Genomic DNA, 23,102 nt, shown 5'->3' with positions numbered 1-23,102 from the left:
AGAGGTTCACCATGAGTCTTGTTACGTCACTCGTCTTTCTGGCCGCAGCTGCGCAAGGGCCATCGGCCTGGGTTGCAAGCTGTCAAAAAACTGAACCCGCGGCGGCAAGCTGGAACACATACAGGGCGCTGGCGGCTGCGGTGGACCTCGAATGGAAGAATGACCTGGAGCGTTGCCGCCAACTGGAAAGCGCTTTGAAAAAGGCTCAGATCATCGACCTTCGCAATGAATCGGTGCAGGATCTGACACCGGTCTACGCCCTGGAAGGGGTGACCCAGCTCCTGGCCAGTGGCAACCAAATCAAAACGATCGCCGGTATCGAAGAGATGAAAAATCTCGAGATCCTCGATCTTGGTAACAATGCCATCGCGGACATCAGTGCAATCCCGGCACTGAAAAAGTTGAATCAATTGCGTCTTGCCAAAAATGAGATCAGGGATATCAAACCGCTCCTGACCATGACGCAGCTCGAAAAACTTTCGCTGGCTTACAACAAACTGCGGGATATCGAGGGCATGGCGTCCCTGCAAAAACTGAACTATCTGTCCATCGCCAGCAACGAAATCAAGTCTGCGGATGCACTCAAACCGCTGAAAAATCTGCAGGTCCTGAACCTCTCGTTCAACCTGGTCTGTTCACCCAAGGCCCTGGATGGCTTTGTGAACAAGGGCATCAAAATTATCGGTCGTGATAACCAAAACTGTAAGGATCGTCCATCATGAAACGCCTCTTTCGTACTCTTTTCGTTCTGATGAGCCTTGTCGCGCTTTCGTCAGCTGCGGCAGCCCAAAATGTGACGCCGGATATGGCACTTAAACTGAAGGAAAAGGTCGCCAGCATTCAGGACAAGATTCAGGAGACCAAGGGCAATATGCCCGCAAGTCTCATGCAGCCTGCAGAAAATAAACTCCTCGATCAAATTCTGCCGGGCATCGAGCAGCTGCTGGTGGATGCCGGGGATCTGTTCGGCAAGGCTGCCGAGAATCTGCCGGGAGCTTTTGGTGAGGACTGTCTGCGTCAAGGCTGCAGCAAGTTGAAGGACGCGCTGCAACTGGTCAGGAAGGGAAAACGCCTGATTCGTCGCGATGGAAGTCTGAAGCCCTATGCGGAACTGCTCGACACCATCGAAGTGGATATCCACGACGCGACCGAGGACGCTGGCTGTCGCAAACAGAATGGCCATCATAATCCTTGGAAAGGCAAGAAATTCCGTTCCGAATACACCAGCCCCAACGGTTCCTGGGTGAAAGGAACAACCGAGATCCATGGAGATTCAGGTTCCTATCAAACGCACGGAGGCGATCGCGGTTCGCTTTATTCGATCACCTATCGGGGCCAGGGCTCCATCGCGGAAGGTTACTGGCGCTTCAATAACGGTGGCAGCGGCTGGTTCTCCTTCACCCTGAGTGCGGATGGTCGTTCCTTCTTTGGCAGCTGGGGTGATGGCGCGCGTATCGGTCAGCATCAAAAAGGCTCGTGGAAGGGCCAGCTCTAAGCAGAAGGTCAATCGTAGTCTCCAACATCCTGAGGGATGGTTTTTTTAAAGTTCACTTTTGAAAGAAGGTACACACAATGTTCAAGAACGCAACTCTCGCTCTCGGTCTGATCGCACTCTCCGCTCCTGCTCTGGCGCAAAACTCCCAGGCTGCCCGTCTGATGAACCAGGCGGCTCAAACCGCTCAGGCCACCATCGGCGGCATCAAAGCCAAGTGCGCACCTCACGTGAAAGAAAACCGCAACGACATTTTCATCCTTGACGTTCTGATCCCTGAAATCGAAGAGCGCCTCCTCCAGAGCGAGCAGGACTTCAGCGAAGCCGCTGATCTGCTCGACGTGAACGAAAGCGACTTCAACGGCCGTCGCGCTTTCCGCTCCGGCTGTCTGGCCACCGCTCGCGCCGCTCTGAAACTCGGCACCGCCAAGATCAAGTCGGTTGATGCCAACATCTTCAAACCCTACTCGATCGAATTCGAAGATGTGAAATTTGATATCGACACCGCTCGTGCGGACGCCCGCTGCTAATTTGTCAAGTGATCCGATCAGTCGTGTGGAACGGCTGATCGGCTTTTCCATTGTGGAGGGTAGCTTATGAAACGAATGCTTGTCCCTGTCCTGGCCAGTCTCAGTCTCTGTTCGGTGGCACAGGCCGCAGAGGGTGAAAAAACCTTTACGACCTACTGCCAGAAGGCGGTGACACAGGATGAGGAACGCGCCACGGTCGAAGCTTTGGCTCGTCTGGTGTCGGTGCGAACTCCAGTGGAAGCGGAATACTGCGAATATCTGGAAACAGCTTTGGCCGAACGCACACGTTTTTCCCTGCGTGGCAAGAACCTGATCTCGCTCAAAGCCTTTGCCTACCTGCCCTATGCCACGGAGCTGGTGGCCAGCAACAATCAAATCAAAAGCCTAGAAGGGCTGGAAGGTTTGAACAAGCTCGAAACCCTGGATGTGGGTGGCAATGCGATCACACAGATAGGGGCTTTGAAGGATCTGAACTCTCTGCGGGTGCTCCGCCTTCAGGGAAATGATATTGAGGATCTTGTTCCTTTGAGCGGACTCGGTGCCCTGAGCGATCTCTCGATTGGATCGAATCGGATCACGGATGTCAAGGCTTTGAGCAAGGTGAAAACGCTGGAGTACCTGAACCTTTCGAACAACGCTCTGGAATCCCTGAATGGTCTCGAAAGTCTGGAGAAACTGCGGGTCCTGAATATCGGCTTCAACCGGATCTGCGAGAGCGATTGGGTTGAACAAGCTGAGAAAAAAGGTGTGACGGTCATTGGGAAGGATACCCAGGACTGTTCGCGCTGAAACGTTCCCGGATGTGCACGGGGTGGGGGCCAGGCTCCCATCCTTTTGTTTCTCAATGCCGCATAAAGCTCTTGATCAGCATATCCTCGGCCTCCCGGGTCAATGACTCATGACGCTCCTGCCTCTCCGTATCCGACATTTCAAAAAAACAGGTCAGCACTCCATCCAGCATGCGAACTCCCACCTCAGAGAGCCAGCGCGGATCAATCGGTCGAAACACCTGCTCCTCGATGCCGAGTTTGATGATGGCATCGGCCACCTCAATGCGCTGGCGTTGAAAATTCTGCCAGCGTACCACCAAAGGAGCCGGAAGTTTGCGCACATCCACGAAGTGCTTGCTGATCATGATTACGGAGCTGAGCGCAGGGTTCTGAAGATGCCAGCTCAGATAGAGGCGGACCACGCGCCTGAGACGCGGCACCACGGCCAGGTCCTGAGGAAGACTCAGGACCTCCTGGGTGAACGGTTCATAAAAACGGAGATAAACCAGAGCGAGGATCTCATCCTTGCTGCTGAAATGTTTATAAACGGTGGCCTTGGCCACCCCACAATGCCGCGCGATCTGTTCCAGGCTGACACTGAAGATGCCGTGCTCGGCGGCCAGCGTGAGAAAGGCATCGAGAAGATTCTCCTGCCTGAGGACGCCCCGCCGCTGCTTCCGCGGTTCTGAAACGTGACTCTGGGTCATGTCCATCCTTCCGGCTGTCAGGTTTCTGGCCAGTGGTTACGGGATAAACGGCAGCCGCCTCGGGTTCATCCAGTCGCTTCCATCACTTACGCGTCACGCAATCCGGGTCCTGTTCTTGCTCCAACGTGGAAAGGTGACCACGGGTTACCTTTTCGGAAAAACATTCCAGGTCTTGAGCGAGCATTGTATGGACAGACACTTCATAAGCTTTTTTCTGCTCCTTTTCATGGGCTCGGCTGCCGCTGAAACGCTGTCGCTGGATGACCTGCCGCGCCTCATTGAACAACGGAATAGCAGCGTCCAGCGCGCGGCCGCGGATGCAAGCGTAGCGGAGTCGGATCAGGCCGTGGCCCGCGCGGATTTCCTGCCGAGTCTGACCTTGAAAGCCACCCAGACCCGCACGGATGAGGCCATCACTCTGGATGTCCCTCCGCAGTCCATTCAACGAACCTTGCCGAATGGAGCGCCCTTCCGTCTCGATATTGATCCGCCGCCGCTTATTCTTCAGGATCGCGACGTAAGTAAGGCGCAACTGCAGCTGATTCAACCGCTCTACATGGGCGGCCGGCTCGGTGCGCAGCAGGAGGCCCGGGATGCTGAACTCAGTATTAAAACTGCGGAATACACCCAGGAAAAATCCCAGCAGCTGAGCGTGGTTTTACAGAGATATTTTCAAGCCCAATACACCCGCGAAGTGCTGAACGTTCTGGCCAGATTTAAAAAGCATTTAACCCGGATCGATCAGCTGACCAAGGGATTGATTGCCAGTGGCGCCATCCCCCGCGTGATGCGCCGCCGCACCGAAACTGCTTTGGCGGAACTTCAGGCCATGCAGGTGCGGGCCGCGGCGCAGGAGAAGGTGCTGTGCCAGGCAGTTCAGAGTTTGATCCAGGCCCAGGGCACCTGTCAGTTCAAGAGCGCCTTGAAGCGTCTTCCCATGCCTTCTCATCCCCGGGCCTTGCAGACCATCGCCCACACGCAGAGACCGGAATGGAAAATCCTGGAGCATCAGGCTGCAAAAGCCGACGCCCTGCATGATGCAGCGACCGGGACTCTCCTGCCGAATGTCTATGCCTTTGGTCGTTATGAATTGCTCCAGGAACAACTTACTCTGCTCGAACCAAAATGGGTGATCGGGCTCGGACTCGAATGGACCCTGACGGCCGGACTTAAGTCCATTCCTGAACGGGAAAAGGCGGAGGCACTTCGTCGCAAGGTTGCCATCGGACGCGCGCAGGCGCAGCGGGATATACCCCTTCAAATTGAACAGTACTGGGCTCAGGCCGCGGGTGAACTCGCGGCTCTTCAGGCGACGGACAAGGCCTTGGAGGCGGCACAGGAAACGCTTGAAATCAGCGAGCTGCGCTATGGGACGGGAGATGGGTCCCAGCTGGATGTTCTCAACGCTTACAGTGATGTCGAAAAACTTTCGATCAAACGGCTCGAACTGCTCGAGAGCTACAACCGCTATCTGATCAGCCTTTTTGCGGCGACCGGAGATACGGCCCTTTATATTCAGCATTATCATAAGTCGATGTGAGGGTTCGCATGTTGCGCCTTATTACCTTATCCCTGCTTTTCAGTCTGGTTTTAACAGGCTGCCCGAAACAAAAGACGAATGCGTTGCACGGGCAGGTGGAGTTTGATGAAATCGATCTCGCCTCACGGCTTTCGAGTCGCGTGAAAGAGATCAAGGTGGAACTGGGTGACAAGGTCAAGGCTGGCCAGGTCCTCGTCGTGCTGGATGATGATCTGATCGCCATCCGCAACGAGCGCGCGCAGGCCACGCTGGAGCAGGCCCACCTGCAAAAGAAGATCACCGATGAAGCCACGCGCCAGGAGGAAATCTCCCAGCTGTCCGCCGCTGAGCGGCTGGCCCGGAGCCAATGGGATTTTGCTCTGAAGAGTCTGAAACGCGCCCGTATTCTTTATGACAAGGGCGCGATCGCCAGCCAGCAGTGGGAGGAAATCGTGGCCAAGGAAAAGGCGGCCCGATCCCAGCATGAAATTGCCCGGGCACGTCTGGAGGCCGGACGCAATGGAGCCCGTGACGAACAAAAGGCCATTGCTGCGGCCAACCTGGTGCAGGCTGAAACCGGTCTGGCTGAGGTTTCCGCCTATTCCAAGGATTTGCAACTGGCGGCTGCGGGAGACGCGACGGTTCATGCGATTCATGCCCGGGCCGGTGAGCTGGTGCCACAGGGATTTCCCATCATCACCCTCCTGGATCATCAGCATCCGCACCTCAGTTTCTATGTGACCGAGGATCGCCTTGGCGAATTTGAACAGGGCAAATTCTATCGCGCGCAGATTCCTGCACTGAACAACAAAAGCCTGAAGGTTCAGCTTGTGCGCGTGCAGGTGCTGCCGGCAGTTCTGACTCAGGTCGTCACCGAGAATCGGGCGGCGCGTGATCTCCGCAGTTTTGAGCTCACATTGAAACCGGTCGACGCGCCCGCCGCACTGCAACCTGGGATGTCCGCAATCCTTATGCCCGGAGCTCAGCCATGAAACGTCTGCCGGAATTCCTGGCCGAAATCATGGCTATTGCCGGTCGCGAATGTCGCTTGATAAGGCAGGACTCCAAACTGCGCAGCCTCCTTTTGATTGCGCCTCTCCTTAACGCGATAATTGTCTGTGGTGTCTATGCACCCGCGTATGTGACCGAGGTTCCCATCGTGGTCGTCCAGCAGGATTTTTCCGCTCTTTCGCATCGGATGATCCGCTGGCTGAATCAGCATCAAAAACTGGAAGTGATCCAGACGCTGCCGGATCTGAACGGCGCGGAAAAACTTTTTGATCAGGGAAAGATTGCCGGTTATGTCGTGCTGGAGAAGAATTTTTCCCTGCGACTGAAGCGCAATGAGGAAGCCCGTGTGCTGCTCTTCTGCGATGCAGGCAATATGGTACTGGCCAATACCTTAAGTGTTGCCGTCCAGGGTGTCGTGCAGACCATGAGCGCCGGGCTCTCGATGCACAAGGCCCGCCGACTGGGAGCGTTCAAGGATCAGGCGCAGGCGCTCGCAGCTCCGATACGGGCGGAAATTCGTCCGATCGGGAATCCAAGCTTGAGTTACGCGGATTTCATGCTGCCTGGCATGCTGCTCACCGTTCTGCAGCAGGTGATTCTTTTGGGTCTTGCTTTGAGCTGGGCTGGAGAAAGGGAATCCCAAACCTCGGGTGAACTGTTGTCCTTGTCGAAGCGTCCCTGGATCCTGCTGCTTGGCAAGAATCTGCCGCACTTTGTGCTGCATTTTCTGTGGCTGCTGCTCTTCTGTGGTCTGGTTCTGCCTCTCAGTTCCGTGTCGAGTGAAGCGCAGATCGGCAGCCTCTTCATTTTTTCGCTGCTGTTCGTTACGGTGATGATTGCCTGGGGAACCTGGGTCAGTCTTGTGATCGGTGATCGGCTGGGGGCGACGCAGGCTCTGATGTTTTTGTCCGTGCCGAGTTTTATTCTCTCGGGCTACACCTGGCCCACGGCCTCCCTGCCCGAAGCTTTGCAGTGGTTCAGTCAGATCCTGCCGCTGACGCATGCGGCGACCATGTTCCGTAAGCTCTATGGAGCAGGTTTTGAAATCAGCGCCTTTCCCCGGGAACTGGGGCTGCTCCTTCTGCTCCTCGCCCTGCATCTGCTGGCGGCTTACGTTGCGGTGCGACGCCTTCAGCGTGGATCTCAAATTCCTGCGAGTGTGGCGCCGAATTCATAGCCGCGATGAAAGTTTTCAACCAGATGCCGCTCATTCAACAGCAAGGGACTGCCCACAGGTTTGGGCAGCACCACCCGCCGCGACCAGACCTTGCGATCGAGCGGACTCCTTTGGGATAAACCATAGGTGATCATCCAGCGTTCCTGGGAATCGGCGGGTGACGCGAAGTTGTTTTTGGCAAAACCACCGTCAATGCCTCCGCCGAAGTGCGGAACGAAGTTGGTCACAAATGGAATGGAGGAGGACTTCAGGATGGTGCGGAAGACTTCGTAGGTATCGTAAACCAGGACATCCTCGGCGACAAAGCGCATGTTTTTGGTTTGAATGTAGCCGACATAGAAGTGTTTGAGCCCGTTGCGCTTCAGAACCGAATTTTCCACCATGAAGGGCAGGGTAAAACTACTGATGTGATCCCCATTCATATCGTAAGGTGGCAGAAAACGCCGAATGGGTTTGCTCTTCAGAAACTCACCACTGGTTCGAAACCAGGCCATGGCCTTGTTGTAATCACCATCGCTGAAGGCCAGATACCCTGCATGATTTCCCGAGGAAACGCCGCTGATCACCTCAGGCAGTAATTTCCGATCACGCAAAGCATACAGAAATCCCGTCAGCGAAATGCCCCATAGACCACCGCCAGGCAAGGAAAATTCCAGCATAGGATGCGTCCCTCTTATCATGGATTGATAAGATTATTTTAACATACTATGTGGAAAGAGGGAGTCCGGGCCCGAATCAGCCCGGACGGGAATCAGTAGCGAATCAGGCTATACACTGGATACGGCGAGAGTTTCTGCCGGCCTGTGAGAAAGGTCAGCTCAATCACAAACGCGCAGCCGACGATGATCCCGCCACATTTTTTGACGAGTTCAATGGCCGCCTGGGCTGTGCCGCCCGTGGCCAGGAGATCATCCACCAAAAGAACGCGCTGTCCGGGACGAATCGAGTCCTGATGAATTTCCAGGGAGTCCGTCCCGTATTCCAAATCGTAGCTCTGTTTGAAGACAGGCGCCGGAAGCTTGCCGGGCTTGCGGATGGGAATGAAGCCCTTGTTCATCAAAAGGGCCACACCCACTCCAAAGAGAAACCCACGACTTTCCGCCCCGACCACCAGATCGACCTCGTCCTCCCGGTATTGGTTGGCGATCGCCCGATAGGTGTGCTGCAGGGCATTGGGATCCTTGAGCAAGGGTGTAATGTCCTTGAACGCGATCCCTGGCTTTGGAAAGTCAGGAATGTTGCGGATGTAATCATCCAAACGCATGTTGGTTCCTCGAGTGATCGATGTCAGGATTTTTTCTTGCCTTCAAGACTCTTCGCCAGGATATCACCAAAACTGCCACGCGGGGCCTTGGCGGTTTCCTTTTTCGCCTTGTCCTGCTGCGTTTGCATGTATTCGTGATAAGCCTGGATATCTTCCGAATCATCCTTGATTTCAGGCAAGGACAAGAGAATCTTGCGTTCGGCAGGATTCAACTCCCGCACCACCACTTCGAGTTCCTGCGGCGGCGAAGCCTTTTTCTTATAGGACTCGCCATGGGCTTTTTTCAGAATCTCGGTGGGCACCAGTCCGGTGACGCCCGGTGCCAGCTGCACGAAAGCGCCAAAGCCCTTGAGGCTTTCGACCGTGCCTTTGACCTTGGCGCCCACAGGGAATTTCTGGTCGATCGCCGCCCAAGGGTCGGCTTCGATATTCTTCAAACTGAGGGAAAGCTTCTGGGTGCCTGGCTGGATATCGATCACCCGGACATCGACCCTGTCGCCGACTTTCAAAACTTCGTTCGGATGATGGATGCGTTTTTCCCAGGACATTTCGGAGATGTGCACCAGGCCTTCCACACCGGGTTCCAGACTCACGAACGCACCGAAGGTTTCGAGGCGGGTGACCGTTCCGGAATAGGATTTGCCTGGTTCATAGCGATTGCCGATGGTGGCCCAGGGATCTTCCTGAATCGCCTTCATGCTGAGGCTGATGCGACGCTTGCCATCATTGGTGGTTTCAATCTTCTGAACTTTGACGCGAACCTGATCGCCTTTTTGCAGAAAATCGGAGGCCCGGTTCACCCGCGCGTAGCTCATTTCCGAGACGTGCAGGAAACCATCGAAGCCGCCGAGGTCGACAAAGGCTCCGTAATCGCGCAACTCGGTCACGATACCATCGAGAATGATATCCTGATCCTGGTTCTTGCGTTCCTCGAGTTCCGCGATCTTGAGTTCAGCTTCCTTGCGCAGAAGCTTGGCGCGTGAAAGGACGATGTTGCGGCCGCCTTCCTCGATCTTTTCGATCAGGAAGCTGAGTTCACGGCCCATGAATTCCGTCTTGTTCGTGACAAAGCGGGTGTCGATCTGCGAAACGGGGCAGAAGGCCTTCTTGCCCATGATGGTCACTTCAAAGCCACCCTTGTTTTCACCGGTGACCTTGCCGCGCACGGGCAGCTGCATTTGCAGAGCATTGCGCAGATCTTCAAAGGACTGTTTGGAAGCGCTGAGGCGCAGACTTAATTGAATCTCGTCTGCTGTATAGGAGACGACGTAAGCGGTGATGCGATCACCGACATGATACTGCTGTTCGCCTTTTTCATTATAGATCTGATTTTTATCCATAACGGCGGTATGCAAGGCATCCAGCTCGACAAGGACGTTATCCGAGGTGGTACTGATGGCCGAAATCACTCCGCTCACCTGAGCACCGCGGCGAATTTCGACTTCGGGAACTGATTCCTGCTCCAAAAGTTCTGCAAACGAAAGCTCATCGACCTGCTTTTTGCCGGCCTTTTCCCCTTCGCCTTCGAATTCGGATTCATCTTCCCATTTAATGTCTTGGTAACGCATGAGTTCAACCTTTGTAAACACTCGATAAATAAGCGCGAGTACGGCGCTGGAGTCTACCCCTTTTCCCGGGGCAGGAACACAGGTTTTTCGGCTGTTTGACGTCTTATACCGTCGTTCGAGCTGGCCAAAATGGGAAAAATATGCCAAATATATGAGGTAACCCTGACATCGTGAAGCGAGGAGAAGCTATGGCCTGCCAGACGCGGGTTGAATCCCTGGAAGCCGTTGACGGATTGGATATCTATTGCGAAGTGCACGCCTGCTCAGCGCCAAAAGGTGTCATCATTGCTGTGCATGATTATGGCGAGCACTGCGGCGTGTACCAAGGAATTTATCAACGACTCTGCCAGGAAGGCTATACGGTTTATGCGGCTGACCTGCGCGGGCATGGCAAATCACCCGGCGAACGCGGGCTCATCACACGTTTTGATGATTATCTGGAAGACCTCGACCTGCTGATGGCACGCATCAAGGATCGGGAGCCGGCGCAGCCCGTGTTTCTCCTGGGTCAGGGGCTCGGTGCTTTGATCGCCGCAAGCTTTGTCATGTCGCGCAAGCCGCGTATGAAGGGCCTCATCCTTTGCGGGCTGGTGATGGATCTGCCGGTCGGCGCCATGGAGCGTCTTGTGATGAAACATGCGGCGTTTCTTCTGCAGAATTCCAAAGCGATCAAGGATCTCAGCCCCATCCTTCTCGGGCCGGCCTTGGAGGGCGCGTTGAAGGACGATGAGCTGGCCTTCCGCGGTCCTCTAAAACCTGCGACAGTTCGGGAAATCCTGGGAGCCTGCGCCGCCATTCAAAACACCAACGACCAGCTGCCCTTTGCCATTCTTTCGATTCACACATTGAATGCCGTGGCCAACCGCGCCTCAGCGCTGGAACGCTGGCTGAATGCTCTCGCTTCCGTGAATACATCGGTCTTGCGTTACGAAGGGCAGGATCATCATCTGCTTTTGCACAAGGAACGTGATCAGGTGGTGGGCGAAATCATTGAATGGTGTGATCAGCATCGACTCGATCGTCTGGTTGACGAGGACGATGATGGCGATGATGAGGACGAGGAATCGGACGCGATGGCTCACGATGCGCTTTGATCAGCGAATTTTGAGCCTTTGATCGCGCAGTCTCATGAGGTTGTCACAGCCGGTCCCATGCTTTTCGAGGCAGGCCCGGGCATAAAAGTCCAGCGCCTCGTCCCAGCGTTGCAGCTTCTCCAGTCGGAAACCAAGGTTATTGCAGCTCTTGCTTATGCCGCCTTCACAGGCGGTTTTATAAAACTGGCGGGCGTTGTTGATATTGCCTAACCGTTCCTCGTGCCAGCCGAATTTGTGACAGCCTTCGAGGTAACCGAACTGACAGGCGACCAGGTAATACTCCCGACCTTCCGCGTAATGGCCCTGAGCCACCAGCTGACGGCCCCGCTGATACAAGGCTGCGGCCTTGCCTGGGGACGGGTGGGACAGCTTCTCGCTGGGATTTTGCTTGATGCGGTCCAGTGCTTCCTGCTTCACCGTTTGCAGATCTTTGGTATCCAAATCATTGAGGGGCGCAGGGGTCTGCCCGCCTGTTTCTTCATCCATCATGCCTTCCGGCATGGCCCTGGCGCGCATTTTCGTGCGATCCGGGTCCTGGGCGGCAGCCTGGGCTTTGAGGGCTGCATCTCGCGGCGGCAGGAGTGTGCCTTTGCGCTTTTCACAGGCGCTCGTATTCAGCATGACGGCGATAACGCCAAACCAGAAAGCCTTCACAGCGTGACTCCTTTTTTTTCCGGACAAGAGTGAGCTACGAGGCCTATCGGTGCCTAACCTAAAAAGTTAAGCAGGCCTTTCGGCTTCTTGTACGCTGCGCCCGCATTTGATACCTTCCCGTAGACTTCGATAACTGTGCTCAAAGAGGGGGCCATTATGCGTTCTGATCGAAAATACCAAAGCGGTTTCGGCAATCATTTTGCCACCGAGGCCCTGCCCGGGGCTCTGCCGGAGGGGCAGAATTCGCCCCAGCGACCGCCATACGGACTGATTGCGGAACTCCTGTCGGGCACCGCATTCACCGTGAAACGATCAGAAAATCTGCGGTCCTGGCTCTATCGCATTCGACCCTCCGTCCTGCACGGTGAATTCCGCCCGGTCGGCCGCGGCGCGGTTGTGACGAGTGCACCGCGCGATATTATTACGCCGGCCGCCCAACTGCGTTGGAACCCGCTGCCCTTCCCCCAGGACAAGGGGGTCGATTTTATCCAGGGCCTCGTGACCTTCGCGGCCAACGGCGATGCGGATGCGCAGAGCGGCAATGCCGTGCATCTTTATGCCTGCAATCAGTCGATGGATAATAATTTTTTCCAGAACGCGGATGGTGATTTTTTGATCGTGCCGCAAAGCGGAGGCCTCGAGCTGCGCACTGAGTTTGGCATCATGGATGTGGAGCCAGGGGAAATCGCGGTGATTCCGCGCGGCATGAAATTCCAGGTGCGGCTCCACGAATCCACCGCGCGCGGTTATATCTGTGAAAACTACGGCGCCCATTTCGTGCTGCCGAACCTCGGGCCGATCGGTTCGAATGGTCTGGCCAATCCCCGTGATTTTGAAACGCCGGTGGCGGCCTATGAAGAGCGTCAGGGTTCCTTCCGTCTGCAGTTGAAATTCGGCGGTGAAATGTTTGAGGCAGGCCTGGAACATTCCCCTCTCGATGTTGTGGCCTGGCATGGAAACTATGCGCCGTACAAATACGATCTGCGAAAATTCAATACGATCAACACGGTGAGTTTTGATCATCCGGACCCTTCGATTTTCACCGTTTTGACTTCACCGACCGATCATGAGGGACGGGCCAACGTCGATTTCGTGATCTTTCCTCCGCGCTGGATGGTCGCGCAGCATACCTTCCGTCCGCCTTATTTCCATCGCAATGTGATGAGCGAATACATGGGACTGATTTATGGCGTTTATGATGCGAAACCCTCCGGAGGATTTGATCCCGGCGGTGGCAGTCTGCACAACTGCATGCTGCCTCACGGTCCCGAAGCCAAGGCCTTTGAGGAAGCGACGCAGGCGGAACTGAAACCGCAGTATCTCGACAAGACCCTGGCCTTCATGTTCGAATCCTGCATGCTCTATCGCCCCACGCGTTTTGCTCTGGAGGGTGGGCTTCTGCAGAAGGATTACGCAGCCTGCTGGCAGGGACTGAAGCCGACTTTTAATCCCAAAGTTCGCTGAAACTGGGGTAAGATAGGGAGACGTCACATGACATCCAACAACACGGGAGGCTTCCTATGGCCTATGCTTCCTTTCGCTGTTTGGTCGATGCTCCCTATCGCAAAGTCTGGCAATCGATGACCGCGCTCGCAGTACAAGGTGGTCGTGGGCAGCCGCCGCGGCAGCAGCTGAAGATCGATTCCTTTGATTTGCAGGAAATCATCAGCCTGGATCCGGACAAGGGCGAAGTGATCCTGAGGCTCGAAGCCGGTCAGGTCCTCAAGGGGGAACGACGCTTTGCCGTTCGCGAGGACCAGAGCACCTCACGCCTCATGATTGAATCCATCTTGAACTGGCAGGCCCATGATCAGGCTGTCGATCGGCGTCTGCATTCCGTGCTGGACCGGCTGGTGCGCGATCTGGTCCTGGACATGAAAAGAGCCTCCGAAGGCTGATTTCGTGGACAGACCCCGAAACGAGCGATTATGCTGAGGGCAATCCGCGATGGAGTTGCCATGCTGACCCAAACACTTGTAGCTCAGGATATCGTCCGCGTTTTGGAAAAGGCCGGACTGCTCGTTCAATATCGTATGCCTCGTGCCGATCAGACCTTTCACGCGCACACCACGAATTCCCGCCTGGTCGATCCAGGTTCCCTCTTCATCGCCTATAGGGGCGTCAGTTTTGATGCTCACAGCGCGCTCGATGAACTGCGCGAACGCTGGACGGACCTCGGCTTTATCGTGGAGCAGGCGGACGCCTTTCACGCGCTGGCGGACAAGGCCTTTGTCTGTCACGTCAAGGACAGCCGGGAAGCCTGGGCCTGGCTGGCCGCGCATGTTCATCGCAATCCTCAGGATCGTTTGCGCCTGATTGGAATCACCGGCACCAATGGCAAGACCTCGACGGTCTGGTTTTTGCGCCAGCTCCTGCGCACCCTGGGGGAACCCTGTCTGATCCTCGGCACGCTCGGGGTTTACTGCGGTGAGGAAAAATTTCCCGCCACACATACGACACCGGATCCGGATGAACTGTTTCGGCAGCTGGCTCTGGGCGTGGAGAAAGGCGTCGGGTGGGCGGCCATGGAAGTCTCCTCGCATGCCGTGGTGCAAAGACGTCTCGGTCCCCTGCGGTTTGATGCGGCGGGCTTCACCAGTTTTTCCCGCGATCACCTCGATTTTCACAAGTCCATGGACGAGTATTTCGCGGCCAAGTGGGAACTCTTTACGCATCTTTTGAAGCCTGGGGCGGTGGGCTGGCTCTCGCATGGTTTGGAGGACTGGCTGCCTGCGGACGCTTACACGCGCGGTTTTCATTTTTACGGTCCACCGAGGAGCGGACGCACTCTTGGGGCCGGAGACGCCGTCTTTGAAGTGAGGTCGATGACCCTGCAGGCCACCGATCTCACCATTCGCCGGGATGCCCAGGCATGGCAGGGACGTCTGCCCTTTGGTGCGGACTTCGCCATGGCCAACTTCACTCTGGCGCTCCTGATGGTCGAAGGTCTTCTGCCGGGCCGCGTGCGGGCGGACGATTGGTCCCGCATTGAACCCGTGCCGGGCCGCTTTGAGCCGGTGCCGGATGCCTTCGCCCATGGTCTGGCGGTGATCGTGGATTATGCGCATACGCCCGATGCTCTGGAAAAAACGCTGCAAAAATTGCGGCAGCTGACGCGGGGCAAACTCTGGGCGGTCTTTGGCTGCGGTGGGGATCGCGATCGCGGCAAGCGGCCCCTCATGGGTGCCGTCGCGGAAAAAGAGGCGGATCGGGTGCTCGTGACTTCGGATAATCCGCGTTCGGAGGATCCGCACGCGATCGTGAATGAGATCCTCAGCGGCATGACCCAGTCAAAATACCAAGCCATTGTCGATCGTGAAGCGGCCATTCTGCATGCCATTCAGCAGGCGCAGCCCGGGGACAGCATTCTGATTGCGGGCAAAGGGCACGAGGATTATCAGATCATCGGAAAGGAAAAACTTCCCTTCGATGATCGCCAGGTGGCGCGGCGCTGCCTCATCAAACGTGGCGCGAAATAATCTGGACAGATAACCGGTCGCCCTGTAAGTCAAGGACTCATAAGTTTGACCGGGAGTTTCAGTCGTGCGTCCAAGTTTTGAAGAAATTTATATGGATCTTGCCTTCAGCCTGGCGCGGCGTTCCACCTGCAAACGTCTGCATGTCGGCACCGTGGTGACCAGCACGGATTTTCGCAAGGTTTTGGCGGTGGGTTACAATGGGAACGCCACGGGTCTTCCCAATGGCTGCGATCGTGACGAGCCAGGCAACTGCGGCTGCCTCCATTCCGAAGAAAATGCGGTGATCAACTGCGACAGCCCCCGCTTGATTGAAAAGCTCGTGTTCGTCACGCATATGCCATGCGCGGCCTGCGCCAAGCGTTTGATCAATCTGGGCAACGTCTGCAAAATTTACTATGCCCGTGAATACCGGAGCCGGACCTCACTGGAACTTTTTTCCACGGTTGGTATTGCCGTGGAACACCTGCCCCATCAGTCGATTCAGGCAGGTGAAAGTTGTGACCGTTGCTAAGGCGCGGTCGCCTTTTTTCAGCCAAACTGAGCTACCAGATGTAGCGTGAATCCTAAATCCTCCACGCTATGATTAAAATTTAAGCAAAATGATTAACATATTAAAATTTTTAAAAAATTTTTCCTAATTGTAAGGCTTATCCACTGAGCCTGTGGATAACATCGAACGGTCCACAATGCTGCGGATAGAGTGTCATTTGTGGTGTATGCATAAAGTTACCAGGGTCAACGCAGACGGGCCTGCAGACTTTTGCTTGTGATATGCGGAAAGGCAGTCGTATCATACAGGATCGACCAGGCCTGAGGCCGTAAGTGGGGTCTGAAGGCTTGTCTGGCGGCTGTTCTGCCGCGATCATCCTGGTGAAGGGAGCATACAGTGCAGAAGCTGTTTTTGTGGATAGGTCTGGCCAGCTTCATATGGGGCTGTGGCCGTGACGGCGATTCCCAATTGGATCAGGTGGCGACGCAGGGGCCCCTCCTCAGTTTTCACGCGGTGCAGGGTGAAGCAGCCGACGCCCCACAGAGTTATCTCGTGGCGTTCCGCCAGCTGCTCGATGATACCCGCGAGCATTTCGCACCGTTCCCAACGCGCCTCCGCTCCAACATGCAGGCCCTGATGCGAAATTTTTCCCGCGATCTGGGCCCGGTGCAGCCGCGTTATCTGGGATCGCTGAACCTTGCGGACCTTTCCCAGTCGTTTGTGCCCAAGACTCCCAGCTTTGGTCCGGCCATGCTCAGGCAAAGCCCACAGGAATCGACCAGCAGCATGACGAGTCTGATGGAAGTGACCTTTGCCAACGATCAGGAGGCGCGCGCCACACTTCGCAAATGGCTGGATGAGGGTCGCATCTACTACGCCGAACCCAATGGCCGCAGCGAACTGAAAGGGGAGCTGGAGGATGAGATCGTCGCGCGTTTCCAGAACAATCAACAACTGACACCCTGGCTGGAGCAGATTGCCTTTATTCCAGCGATTCAGCAGATGGGACAGCTGGCCAGCATCGAGGATCCACCGGTCGTTGCCGTGATGGATAGCGGAGTGGATGTCATGCATCCCAATCTGCGTCCTGCGATTTATGTGAACGAGTCGGGACAGAATAAACTCTGCAAGAATGATATCTACGGTTGCAATACCACGGTGGCGAAAAAGGAAAACCTCGGGGATGGGAACGTGTTTCCCGCCGGGACCTCCGGTTTCAATGAAAGCTGTGGCGTGGAAGGTGGTCAATGTCAGCATGGAACGCATGTCGCCGGTATCATCGCCGCGCGCGACGCGGACAATTATGTGGGCATGTGCCCCTACTGTCAGATCCTGGTCGTGAAGGTGGTGGATCTTGAGGAAGGCAGTGACAACAAAACCTCGTTTGTGATCAAGGATTCCTCGATCATTGCGGGTCTTGCCTATGTCTCCGGTTTTAAAAAGAAGGGCGAGCCGCTGGTGCGGGTAATCAATGCCTCCTTTGGAAAATTTGAACGCTCCCGTTCCGTGGAACTCTTTATCAAGTCTTTGAAAAGCTTTGGGCGGGGCACGCTGATGGTGGCGGCGGCGGGGAACGAGGATACCATGCGGCGGCAGTATCCGGCCGGTTTTGATGCGGTAATGGCGGTCTCGAATGTCTTCAGCGATGCCGAGACGCCCACGAAAAGTCCGTCCTCCAATTTTGGAACCTGGGTTGATATCGCTGCGCCCGGGGACGGTGACTGCAGCTTCGGACCAGGCATCCTCTCCAGTGTTCCCGGAGGCGATTCCGCCTGCAAAGTGGGAACATCCATGTCCTCACCGATAGTCGCCGGGATTGCGGGTCTGCTTTTGTCCAAGGATCCCACCTTGACCGCCGAGCAGGTGGAAAGACGTTTGCTAGATACCGCCGAGCCCGATAAACTTTATTCCGACTCTGTGAATAATGGATATCGACCCAACATAAACGGCATGGGACTGGTTCCCCTGCTGGGCAGCGGTGTGGTGAATGCGAATCTTGCTTTGAACCCCAGCCTGGATCAATCACCGCCGGTCACCACGCAGCGCAATGATCTGGTGCGTGCCGGTTGCGGTGTGGTGGGAGGCGAGACGTCGGCGCTCGGGTCCTGGCTCTGGTTTCTGCTGCCCCTGGCGGCCGTCGGTTGGCGGCGCTGGCGCTGAACCGCTGAGATGATGCAACGAGGAGAGATGAGCCCATGATGGGACATGATTTGGATCGGGATGTGGAACATGCGGCCGAGCATATCAATCGGGTGCTGACGACCGTCGGCCAACGCATGGTGGGACAAAAGCAGGTGATGGAACGCCTGCTGATGGGTTTGATCGGCCAGGGGCATGTTCTGCTCGAAGGCCTGCCAGGTCTGGCCAAAACCACAGCCGTCAAGGCCTTGTCGGATTGTTCGGATCTGACCGTGACGCGCATTCAGTTTACGCCCGATCTTTTGCCGGCGGACGTGATCGGCACCCAGATCTACGATCCGCGTCAGGCGGAATTCAAAGTCAAAAAAGGCCCGATCTTTACCAATCTTTTGATCGCCGATGAAATCAACCGGGCGCCAGCCAAGGTGCAGTCGGCCCTGCTCGAAGCGATGCAGGAACGTCAGGTGACGCTCGGCGATACAACCTACGTCCTGCCGAAACCCTTTCTGGTGATGGCGACGCAAAACCCGATTGAACAGGAAGGAACCTATACGCTGCCTGAGGCGCAGATGGATCGCTTCCTTTTCAAACTCAAGGTCGATTACAATACCCTGGACGAGGAAATTGAAGTCGTGCAGCGCATGGCCAGCGGTGATGAGATCCAGCTGGAAAAAGTCATGCAGGCTTCGGATATCATGCGCTGCCAGGATCTCATGAAACAGATTCATGTCTCGGATAAAATTCGCCGCTATATTGTGCAGCTGGTTTTCGCCACTCGCAAGCCAGGCGATTATGGACTCAAGAGACTGGAGTCGTTCATCAAGGTCGGAGCCAGCCCGCGTGCCTCGATCAATCTGGAACGCGCCTCGCGGCTGAATGCGCTCTTTCAAGGACGGGCCTATGTCACGCCTCAGGATGTGAAGGATGTGGGGCTCGACATTTTGCGGCATCGCGTTCTGCCCACCTATGAGGCGGAAGCGGAAAATGTCGCGGTTGAACAGATGGTTGAAGTGATTTTTGCTCAAGTCGATGCGCCGTGAGGACACGTCATGCCTGATGTCGCGGATGCTCCGCAGTTGCCTCATGGAATTATGGGTCTTCAGCCGCAAGCCTTCCCGTGGATAACAGTCATTCTGCTGGGTCTGGGTCTCCTCGGACTGGCTTTTTTGGGCTGGTTTCTGTGGAAACGATGGAAAACCAAAACCGCAAGGAAACCGGTGCCCACCGCGCCGGCCCCTCAGGATCCCTGGCTCCGGCTCGATGAAGCCCTGCAAAGCCTGGAAATCAAGGAACCCTGGAGCCGGGAAGCCTGCGAGGAATATTTCTTTCGGCTGAGCTTTATCTTGCGCGAGGCCCTGGAATTGCGCACCGGCCTGCCGATCACCGGTCAAACCCTGGCCGAAACCAAACAGAGCCTCGAGAAAAGTCCGGCTCTCTCAGCAAATTTTCAGCAAGACCTGATAAAATTCCTGAGTCTGGCGGAGCAACTGAAATTTGCCGGTCAGTGGCTCAGTGCCGCTGAATCGATGGCATGGCGGGAAAAGGTCAAGGCATGGATGGACGAGTTCAGGCGCGGAGCGCTCTCATGACGTGGGGAAGGGGTTGGGGCCTGGCTCTGATCCTGGCGCTGCCAGCGGGTGAACTGTGGGCCGACAGCCTCCGGGATGCCTACAGCGCTTTTGAAAAGGGCCAGTTCGAGGAAGCGGCTCAAGGCTTCGAGGCTCACACCAAAAAGGATCCGCAGGATTACAGCCAGCTTTATAACACCGGGGTCGCGCTCTTTCAAAAAGGCGATTTCGACAAGGCCATTCCTTATTTCGATCGCGCGGCGCAGTCGCCGGATCCCGGGCTCAAGAGTCGCGCGCATTACAATAAGGGTGTTGTGTATGGGCAGCAGCAGAACTGGGAGCAGGCCGAGGCGGCCTTTCAGGAAGCCCTGAGTTATGACAATGACAATCGCGTGATCCAGGAAAATCTGCAGTTTGCGCGGGAGCAGAAAAAGAAGCAAAAGCCCGAGCAGCAGGATCAGAATCAAAAACAGGCGCAAAACGATCCGCAGAAGAAGAACGAAACGGATCAAAATCAGACGCAAAATGATCCGCAGAAGAACAACGAGTCGGATCAACAGCAGGCGCAAAACGATTCACAGCAGAAGAATGAATCGCAAAAACCTGAAGCGGGCCAAAATCAGGACGCTGAAAAGAAGGCCGGCGAGGAAAAATTAGCGGACGCCAGGAAGGATTCCGCGGCCGAACAAAAAGGTCAGTCGCAGAAGCAGGAGCCACAACAGAACGCTCAGCAGGGCGGTTCCGATCAGCGGGACAAACAGGAAAGCCTGGCCCAAGGTGCCAAAGGAGCCGGTGATCCCACCGCGAATGGCAAAAGCCCTGACGAACAAAGGGTTTTGACCGTCAAGGATCTGAAAAAGCAGGAAGCCGAAAAACTTCTGCGCTCGGTGGATGACCGCATTGGCAGTTATATCCTCACCCCGGAGCAGGCGAATACGGAGGGCAAGTCACGCAATGGCAAGGATTGGTAAGCTCGCAGGCCTCAGCATCCTTCTCCTGTTTTACGCAGGATCGATCCTGGCGGGAACACTGACGGGGGAATTGGATAAACCCGAGGGCAGCCTCGAGGACCAGTTCATCTATACACTTTCGGTTCAGGGATCGGCGGCGGGCGAACCGGCGTTTCCGGAGGTGCCAGGCCTGAGTGTCAGGCAGGCGGGAACCAGCCAGAGTGTTTCCATTATCAATGGCCGCATGTCGCGCGAAGTCCAGTATCAGTATGAGTTGATTCCTGAGAAGGAGGGCACTTATACCATCCCTTCGATTGTGATGACCATCGATGGAAAAAAAGAGCAGACCCTGCCGATTGAATTTACCGTGAAGCCGGCCGGCACCGGCTCGCAGGCGCGTGCGGATCGCCCCATATTTATTGAACGCACGCTGGCCAAGGACAAGGTCTATGTTGGGGAAGCCGTCCTATCGAGCATTCGCGTTCATTCGCGGGTCCGCATCCTCGGAGCGCAGCCGGATTTTCGTTATCCGGATGGGTTTCAGGTGAAAAAGATCGATGGTGAAAAAAATTACAGCCGGGTCGTGGACGGACAGGAATTTAGTGTCACGGAAATCAATGCGATTCTGATCCCCAGCAAGGAAGGCAAATTCGAAGTGCCAGCCGCCGGTCTCGATGTGCGGTTTGTGGACACGAGCAAGCCGCGCCGTTCCCCGCGTTCCCTGCTCGAGGATCTCTGGGGACCGGGCAACACCACGGAAAAACATGTTCGCAGTGCCCCGACCGTAATTGAAGTGATGCCCTTGCCCGTGGCCGGCCGTCGCGCGGATTTCAGTGGGCTCGTCGGGGAATTCAAGGGCCGCGCTGAACTCTCTCAGACCGCCGTTCAGGTGGGCGAAACAGCAACGCTGACGCTCACCATCGAAGGCCAGGGTGTCACCAGCGGGATGGCAGAACCGGCTCTCGATCTCGGCGATCGGGCGAAGATCTACAAGGACAAGCCGCAGTCGAGCGACACCCTGGATGCTTCACACGGTGTTCTCGGCCAGCGCAGTTTCAAGATCGCGATCGTGCCGACCGTTCCGGGTGAACTGCAGCTCGGAAGCTTGAAAATCCAGTATTTCAATACCACCATCGGTCAGTATCAGGATATGGTGATCGACCTGGGATCCCTTCAGGTCAGTGGTTCCGCCGCTGCGGGGACGCCTCCCGCCGCCGACGCGACTCCGGAAACGCATCCAAAGACTGGGCCTGCCCCCACGCCTCCCGCGGAGGTTCGTTCCCTGGCCAGTGATCTTTTGGAACCGCATCCGGTGGAACGGCTCACGTCCCGGCAAACCATCCAGACCCGTGATCAGGTGGCCGCGGGCGCTCTGCTGCTCGGCAGTCTTGGCTTTTTGGGCTGGGGTGGCTGGGCCTGGTGGCTGCGCCGTCAGGGAGGGCAGCGCGATCAACGGAAGAAAGCGGATCGCGCTCTGAAAATGGCCAGCAAACAGCTGCATGAAGCGCGCATGCTCCTGGACCAGCAGGATGTGCAGGCCGCGGTTGGACTCGCGCAAAGCTCCATTCGTCAGTATATGGGCGATAAATTCAGTATCAAAGGCAGTTCCCTGACTCTGCGTGATTTGGAGCAACAGCTGCAGCAACATGGACTTTCCGCGCCCACGATCGAGGAAATGCGTCGCGTCTGGCAGCATCTCGATCAGCTGCGTTTTGCAGCATCGGCCGCGGATCAGAGTCGCGGTCGTGAGGCTTTGCAAAAAGTCGATCAACTGCTGGCGGAGGTGGAACAAAGATGCGCGCCCTGATGTTCATGCTTGTCCTGGTTTTTGTGCAGCCGCTTCTGGCGAAGGATCGCAGCGGGGATTATGCCGCCGCAGCGGACGCCTATCGTCAGGGTGATTTTGCGGAAGCCATTGAAATTTATCTCACCGCCATTCAGGATGGGGAAGAGAGTGCCAGTCTTCTTTATAATCTGGGCACCAATCTCTATAAGAATGGTGAGACAGGTGCCGCCCTCGCCGCCCATCTGCGGGCGCGCAGTCTGGATCCCGCGGATCCAGACATTCGTTACAATGTGCGTTTTCTGCAGGAAAAAAGCCGCGATAAGTTGGAAAGTCACCTGACCTCCGATCGCTGGCGTGATATCCGCGCCACCCGCTGGTTCACAGAGCGCACGCTTTTCTGGTGCACGGTGATTCCTTTGGCTCTCGCTCTTTGCCTTGTGGGCTGGCAGCTGCGTTCCGGCCGCGCGCCGTGGTTAAGCTGGGTCCTTGGCATCGCGCTTCTGCTCAGTGCTCTCTATCCCGGTCTTGGCCTGGCGCATCGGCTCTGGCACGAGCCGGATTGGGGTGCGATCGCCGCTCCTCAGGTGGATGTCCTGGCCAGTCCCACCGTTCGGAACGCAGTGGTGATTTTCCAGCTACATGAAGGAGCACCCTGCGCCGTGATCAACAAATCAGGCGATTGGTTCAAGATCCAAATTTCCGATGGAAAAACCGGTTGGGTGCCTCGGGAACAGCTCGCGATCTTTGGTAAAAGATTTTTTTCTTATCAAAGTTCGAAAAACGAGGGTCCCGCGGAAAATTCTGCACTCTGATCATGCGTACCTGGCGAAAAAACGCCGCTTAACCTCTCTTCCCTTGCTATGGTAGACTGGACTCAGAGTTCATCCCAGAAGCCATTCAAGCG

At 56.0% G+C, this 23,102-nt stretch carries 23 protein-coding genes; 18 read left to right on the top strand and 5 right to left on the bottom strand.

Going from position 1 to position 23,102, the window contains the following annotated elements; genetic code table 11:
* The first annotated feature begins 11 nt into the window (after positions 1 to 11).
* The 4 genes from OLTU_RS24920 (at position 12) to OLTU_RS24905 (ending at position 2,811) form a co-directional block, all read left to right on the top strand.
* Complete coding sequence (locus OLTU_RS24920) at positions 12 to 722, top strand: leucine-rich repeat domain-containing protein (protein ID WP_141735446.1); 711 nt, start codon at positions 12 to 14, stop codon at positions 720 to 722.
* Positions 719 to 1,495, top strand: a complete 777-nt coding sequence (locus OLTU_RS24915; RefSeq protein ID WP_141735445.1) for a hypothetical protein — start codon at positions 719 to 721, stop codon at positions 1,493 to 1,495. Before OLTU_RS24920 ends, OLTU_RS24915 begins: the two co-directional genes overlap by 4 nt.
* 77 nt (positions 1,496 to 1,572) lie before the next feature.
* Entirely contained in the window at positions 1,573 to 2,022 is a 450-nt protein-coding gene (locus OLTU_RS24910) for a hypothetical protein (protein WP_141735444.1), read from the top strand.
* A gap of 66 nt (positions 2,023 to 2,088) precedes the next feature.
* Positions 2,089 to 2,811 (top strand): leucine-rich repeat domain-containing protein, encoded by a 723-nt coding sequence (locus OLTU_RS24905; protein WP_141735443.1) that lies wholly within the window; start codon positions 2,089 to 2,091, stop codon positions 2,809 to 2,811.
* 52 nt (positions 2,812 to 2,863) lie between these two features.
* On the opposite strand, the gene OLTU_RS24900 is transcribed toward OLTU_RS24905, so the two are convergent.
* The gene (locus OLTU_RS24900) at positions 2,864 to 3,499 is read right to left on the bottom strand and encodes a TetR/AcrR family transcriptional regulator (RefSeq protein WP_176736933.1); all 636 of its coding nucleotides are present in this window, start codon (positions 3,497 to 3,499) and stop codon (positions 2,864 to 2,866) included.
* Positions 3,500 to 3,686: 187 nt separating this feature from the next.
* On the opposite strand from OLTU_RS24900, the gene OLTU_RS24895 reads away from it, so the two are divergent.
* The 3 genes from OLTU_RS24895 to OLTU_RS24885 are packed head-to-tail and all read left to right on the top strand — an operon-like array spanning position 3,687 to position 7,206.
* The gene (locus OLTU_RS24895) at positions 3,687 to 5,039 is read left to right on the top strand and encodes a TolC family protein (RefSeq protein ID WP_176736932.1); all 1,353 of its coding nucleotides are present in this window, start codon (positions 3,687 to 3,689) and stop codon (positions 5,037 to 5,039) included.
* A gap of 8 nt (positions 5,040 to 5,047) precedes the next feature.
* Complete coding sequence (locus tag OLTU_RS24890) at positions 5,048 to 6,010, top strand: HlyD family secretion protein (RefSeq protein WP_141735440.1); 963 nt, start codon at positions 5,048 to 5,050, stop codon at positions 6,008 to 6,010.
* Positions 6,007 to 7,206, top strand: coding sequence for an ABC transporter permease (locus OLTU_RS24885; protein WP_141735439.1), 1,200 nt, complete (start codon positions 6,007 to 6,009; stop codon positions 7,204 to 7,206). Before OLTU_RS24890 ends, OLTU_RS24885 begins: the two co-directional genes overlap by 4 nt.
* Here the strand turns inward: OLTU_RS24885 and OLTU_RS24880 are convergent.
* From OLTU_RS24880 to OLTU_RS24870, 3 genes are all read right to left on the bottom strand, one after another.
* Entirely contained in the window at positions 7,173 to 7,865 is a 693-nt protein-coding gene (locus OLTU_RS24880; RefSeq protein WP_141735438.1) for a patatin-like phospholipase family protein, read from the bottom strand. The genes OLTU_RS24885 and OLTU_RS24880 overlap by 34 nt on opposite strands.
* 92 nt (positions 7,866 to 7,957) lie before the next feature.
* The gene (locus tag OLTU_RS24875; RefSeq protein ID WP_141735437.1) at positions 7,958 to 8,470 is read right to left on the bottom strand and encodes an adenine phosphoribosyltransferase; all 513 of its coding nucleotides are present in this window, start codon (positions 8,468 to 8,470) and stop codon (positions 7,958 to 7,960) included.
* Between the two features lie 23 nt (positions 8,471 to 8,493).
* A complete protein-coding gene (locus OLTU_RS24870; RefSeq protein WP_141735436.1) occupies positions 8,494 to 10,038 on the bottom strand; it encodes a S1 RNA-binding domain-containing protein in 1,545 nt (514 codons plus the stop codon).
* Between the two features lie 188 nt (positions 10,039 to 10,226).
* Here OLTU_RS24870 and OLTU_RS24865 point away from each other — a divergent pair, with 188 nt between their 5' ends.
* Entirely contained in the window at positions 10,227 to 11,132 is a 906-nt protein-coding gene (locus tag OLTU_RS24865) for an alpha/beta fold hydrolase (RefSeq protein ID WP_141735435.1), read from the top strand.
* On the opposite strand, the gene OLTU_RS24860 is transcribed toward OLTU_RS24865, so the two are convergent.
* The gene (locus OLTU_RS24860; protein ID WP_141735434.1) at positions 11,133 to 11,786 is read right to left on the bottom strand and encodes a sel1 repeat family protein; all 654 of its coding nucleotides are present in this window, start codon (positions 11,784 to 11,786) and stop codon (positions 11,133 to 11,135) included. It abuts the gene before it with no gap.
* 156 nt (positions 11,787 to 11,942) lie between these two features.
* Here OLTU_RS24860 and hmgA point away from each other — a divergent pair, with 156 nt between their 5' ends.
* The 10 genes from hmgA (at position 11,943) to OLTU_RS24810 (ending at position 23,010) form a co-directional block, all read left to right on the top strand.
* A complete protein-coding gene (gene hmgA, locus OLTU_RS24855) occupies positions 11,943 to 13,250 on the top strand; it encodes a homogentisate 1,2-dioxygenase (protein ID WP_141735433.1) in 1,308 nt (435 codons plus the stop codon).
* A gap of 56 nt (positions 13,251 to 13,306) precedes the next feature.
* Positions 13,307 to 13,684, top strand: coding sequence for a hypothetical protein (locus OLTU_RS24850; protein WP_141735432.1), 378 nt, complete (start codon positions 13,307 to 13,309; stop codon positions 13,682 to 13,684).
* Between the two features lie 60 nt (positions 13,685 to 13,744).
* Positions 13,745 to 15,265, top strand: a complete 1,521-nt coding sequence (locus OLTU_RS24845) for a UDP-N-acetylmuramoyl-L-alanyl-D-glutamate--2,6-diaminopimelate ligase (protein ID WP_176736931.1) — start codon at positions 13,745 to 13,747, stop codon at positions 15,263 to 15,265.
* Positions 15,266 to 15,356: 91 nt separating this feature from the next.
* The gene (locus OLTU_RS24840) at positions 15,357 to 15,776 is read left to right on the top strand and encodes a deoxycytidylate deaminase (protein WP_218110248.1); all 420 of its coding nucleotides are present in this window, start codon (positions 15,357 to 15,359) and stop codon (positions 15,774 to 15,776) included.
* Positions 15,777 to 16,151: 375 nt separating this feature from the next.
* Entirely contained in the window at positions 16,152 to 17,915 is a 1,764-nt protein-coding gene (locus OLTU_RS32975) for a S8 family peptidase (RefSeq protein ID WP_141735429.1), read from the top strand.
* Between the two features lie 35 nt (positions 17,916 to 17,950).
* Positions 17,951 to 18,934, top strand: coding sequence for an AAA family ATPase (locus OLTU_RS24830; protein WP_141735428.1), 984 nt, complete (start codon positions 17,951 to 17,953; stop codon positions 18,932 to 18,934).
* 9 nt (positions 18,935 to 18,943) lie between these two features.
* Positions 18,944 to 19,483 carry a hypothetical protein gene (locus tag OLTU_RS24825; protein ID WP_141735427.1) on the top strand — a complete coding sequence of 180 codons (540 nt, stop codon included), beginning with the start codon at positions 18,944 to 18,946 and terminating at the stop codon, positions 19,481 to 19,483.
* Positions 19,480 to 20,433 carry a tetratricopeptide repeat protein gene (locus OLTU_RS24820; RefSeq protein WP_176736930.1) on the top strand — a complete coding sequence of 318 codons (954 nt, stop codon included), beginning with the start codon at positions 19,480 to 19,482 and terminating at the stop codon, positions 20,431 to 20,433. The genes OLTU_RS24825 and OLTU_RS24820 overlap by 4 nt, the downstream gene beginning before the upstream one ends.
* On the top strand, positions 20,417 to 22,219 hold the full coding sequence (locus OLTU_RS24815; RefSeq protein ID WP_176736929.1) for a BatD family protein: 1,803 nt from the start codon (positions 20,417 to 20,419) through the stop codon (positions 22,217 to 22,219). The genes OLTU_RS24820 and OLTU_RS24815 overlap by 17 nt, the downstream gene beginning before the upstream one ends.
* Positions 22,207 to 23,010, top strand: a complete 804-nt coding sequence (locus OLTU_RS24810; protein WP_141735424.1) for a tetratricopeptide repeat protein — start codon at positions 22,207 to 22,209, stop codon at positions 23,008 to 23,010. The genes OLTU_RS24815 and OLTU_RS24810 overlap by 13 nt, the downstream gene beginning before the upstream one ends.
* Positions 23,011 to 23,102: the final 92 nt, after the last annotated feature.

The sequence above is a fragment of the Oligoflexus tunisiensis genome, from assembly GCF_001748245.1.
In the GTDB taxonomy this organism is placed as follows: Bacteria; Bdellovibrionota_B; Oligoflexia; order Oligoflexales; family Oligoflexaceae; genus Oligoflexus; species Oligoflexus tunisiensis.
This window is presented reverse-complemented; position numbering and strand designations above follow the sequence as displayed.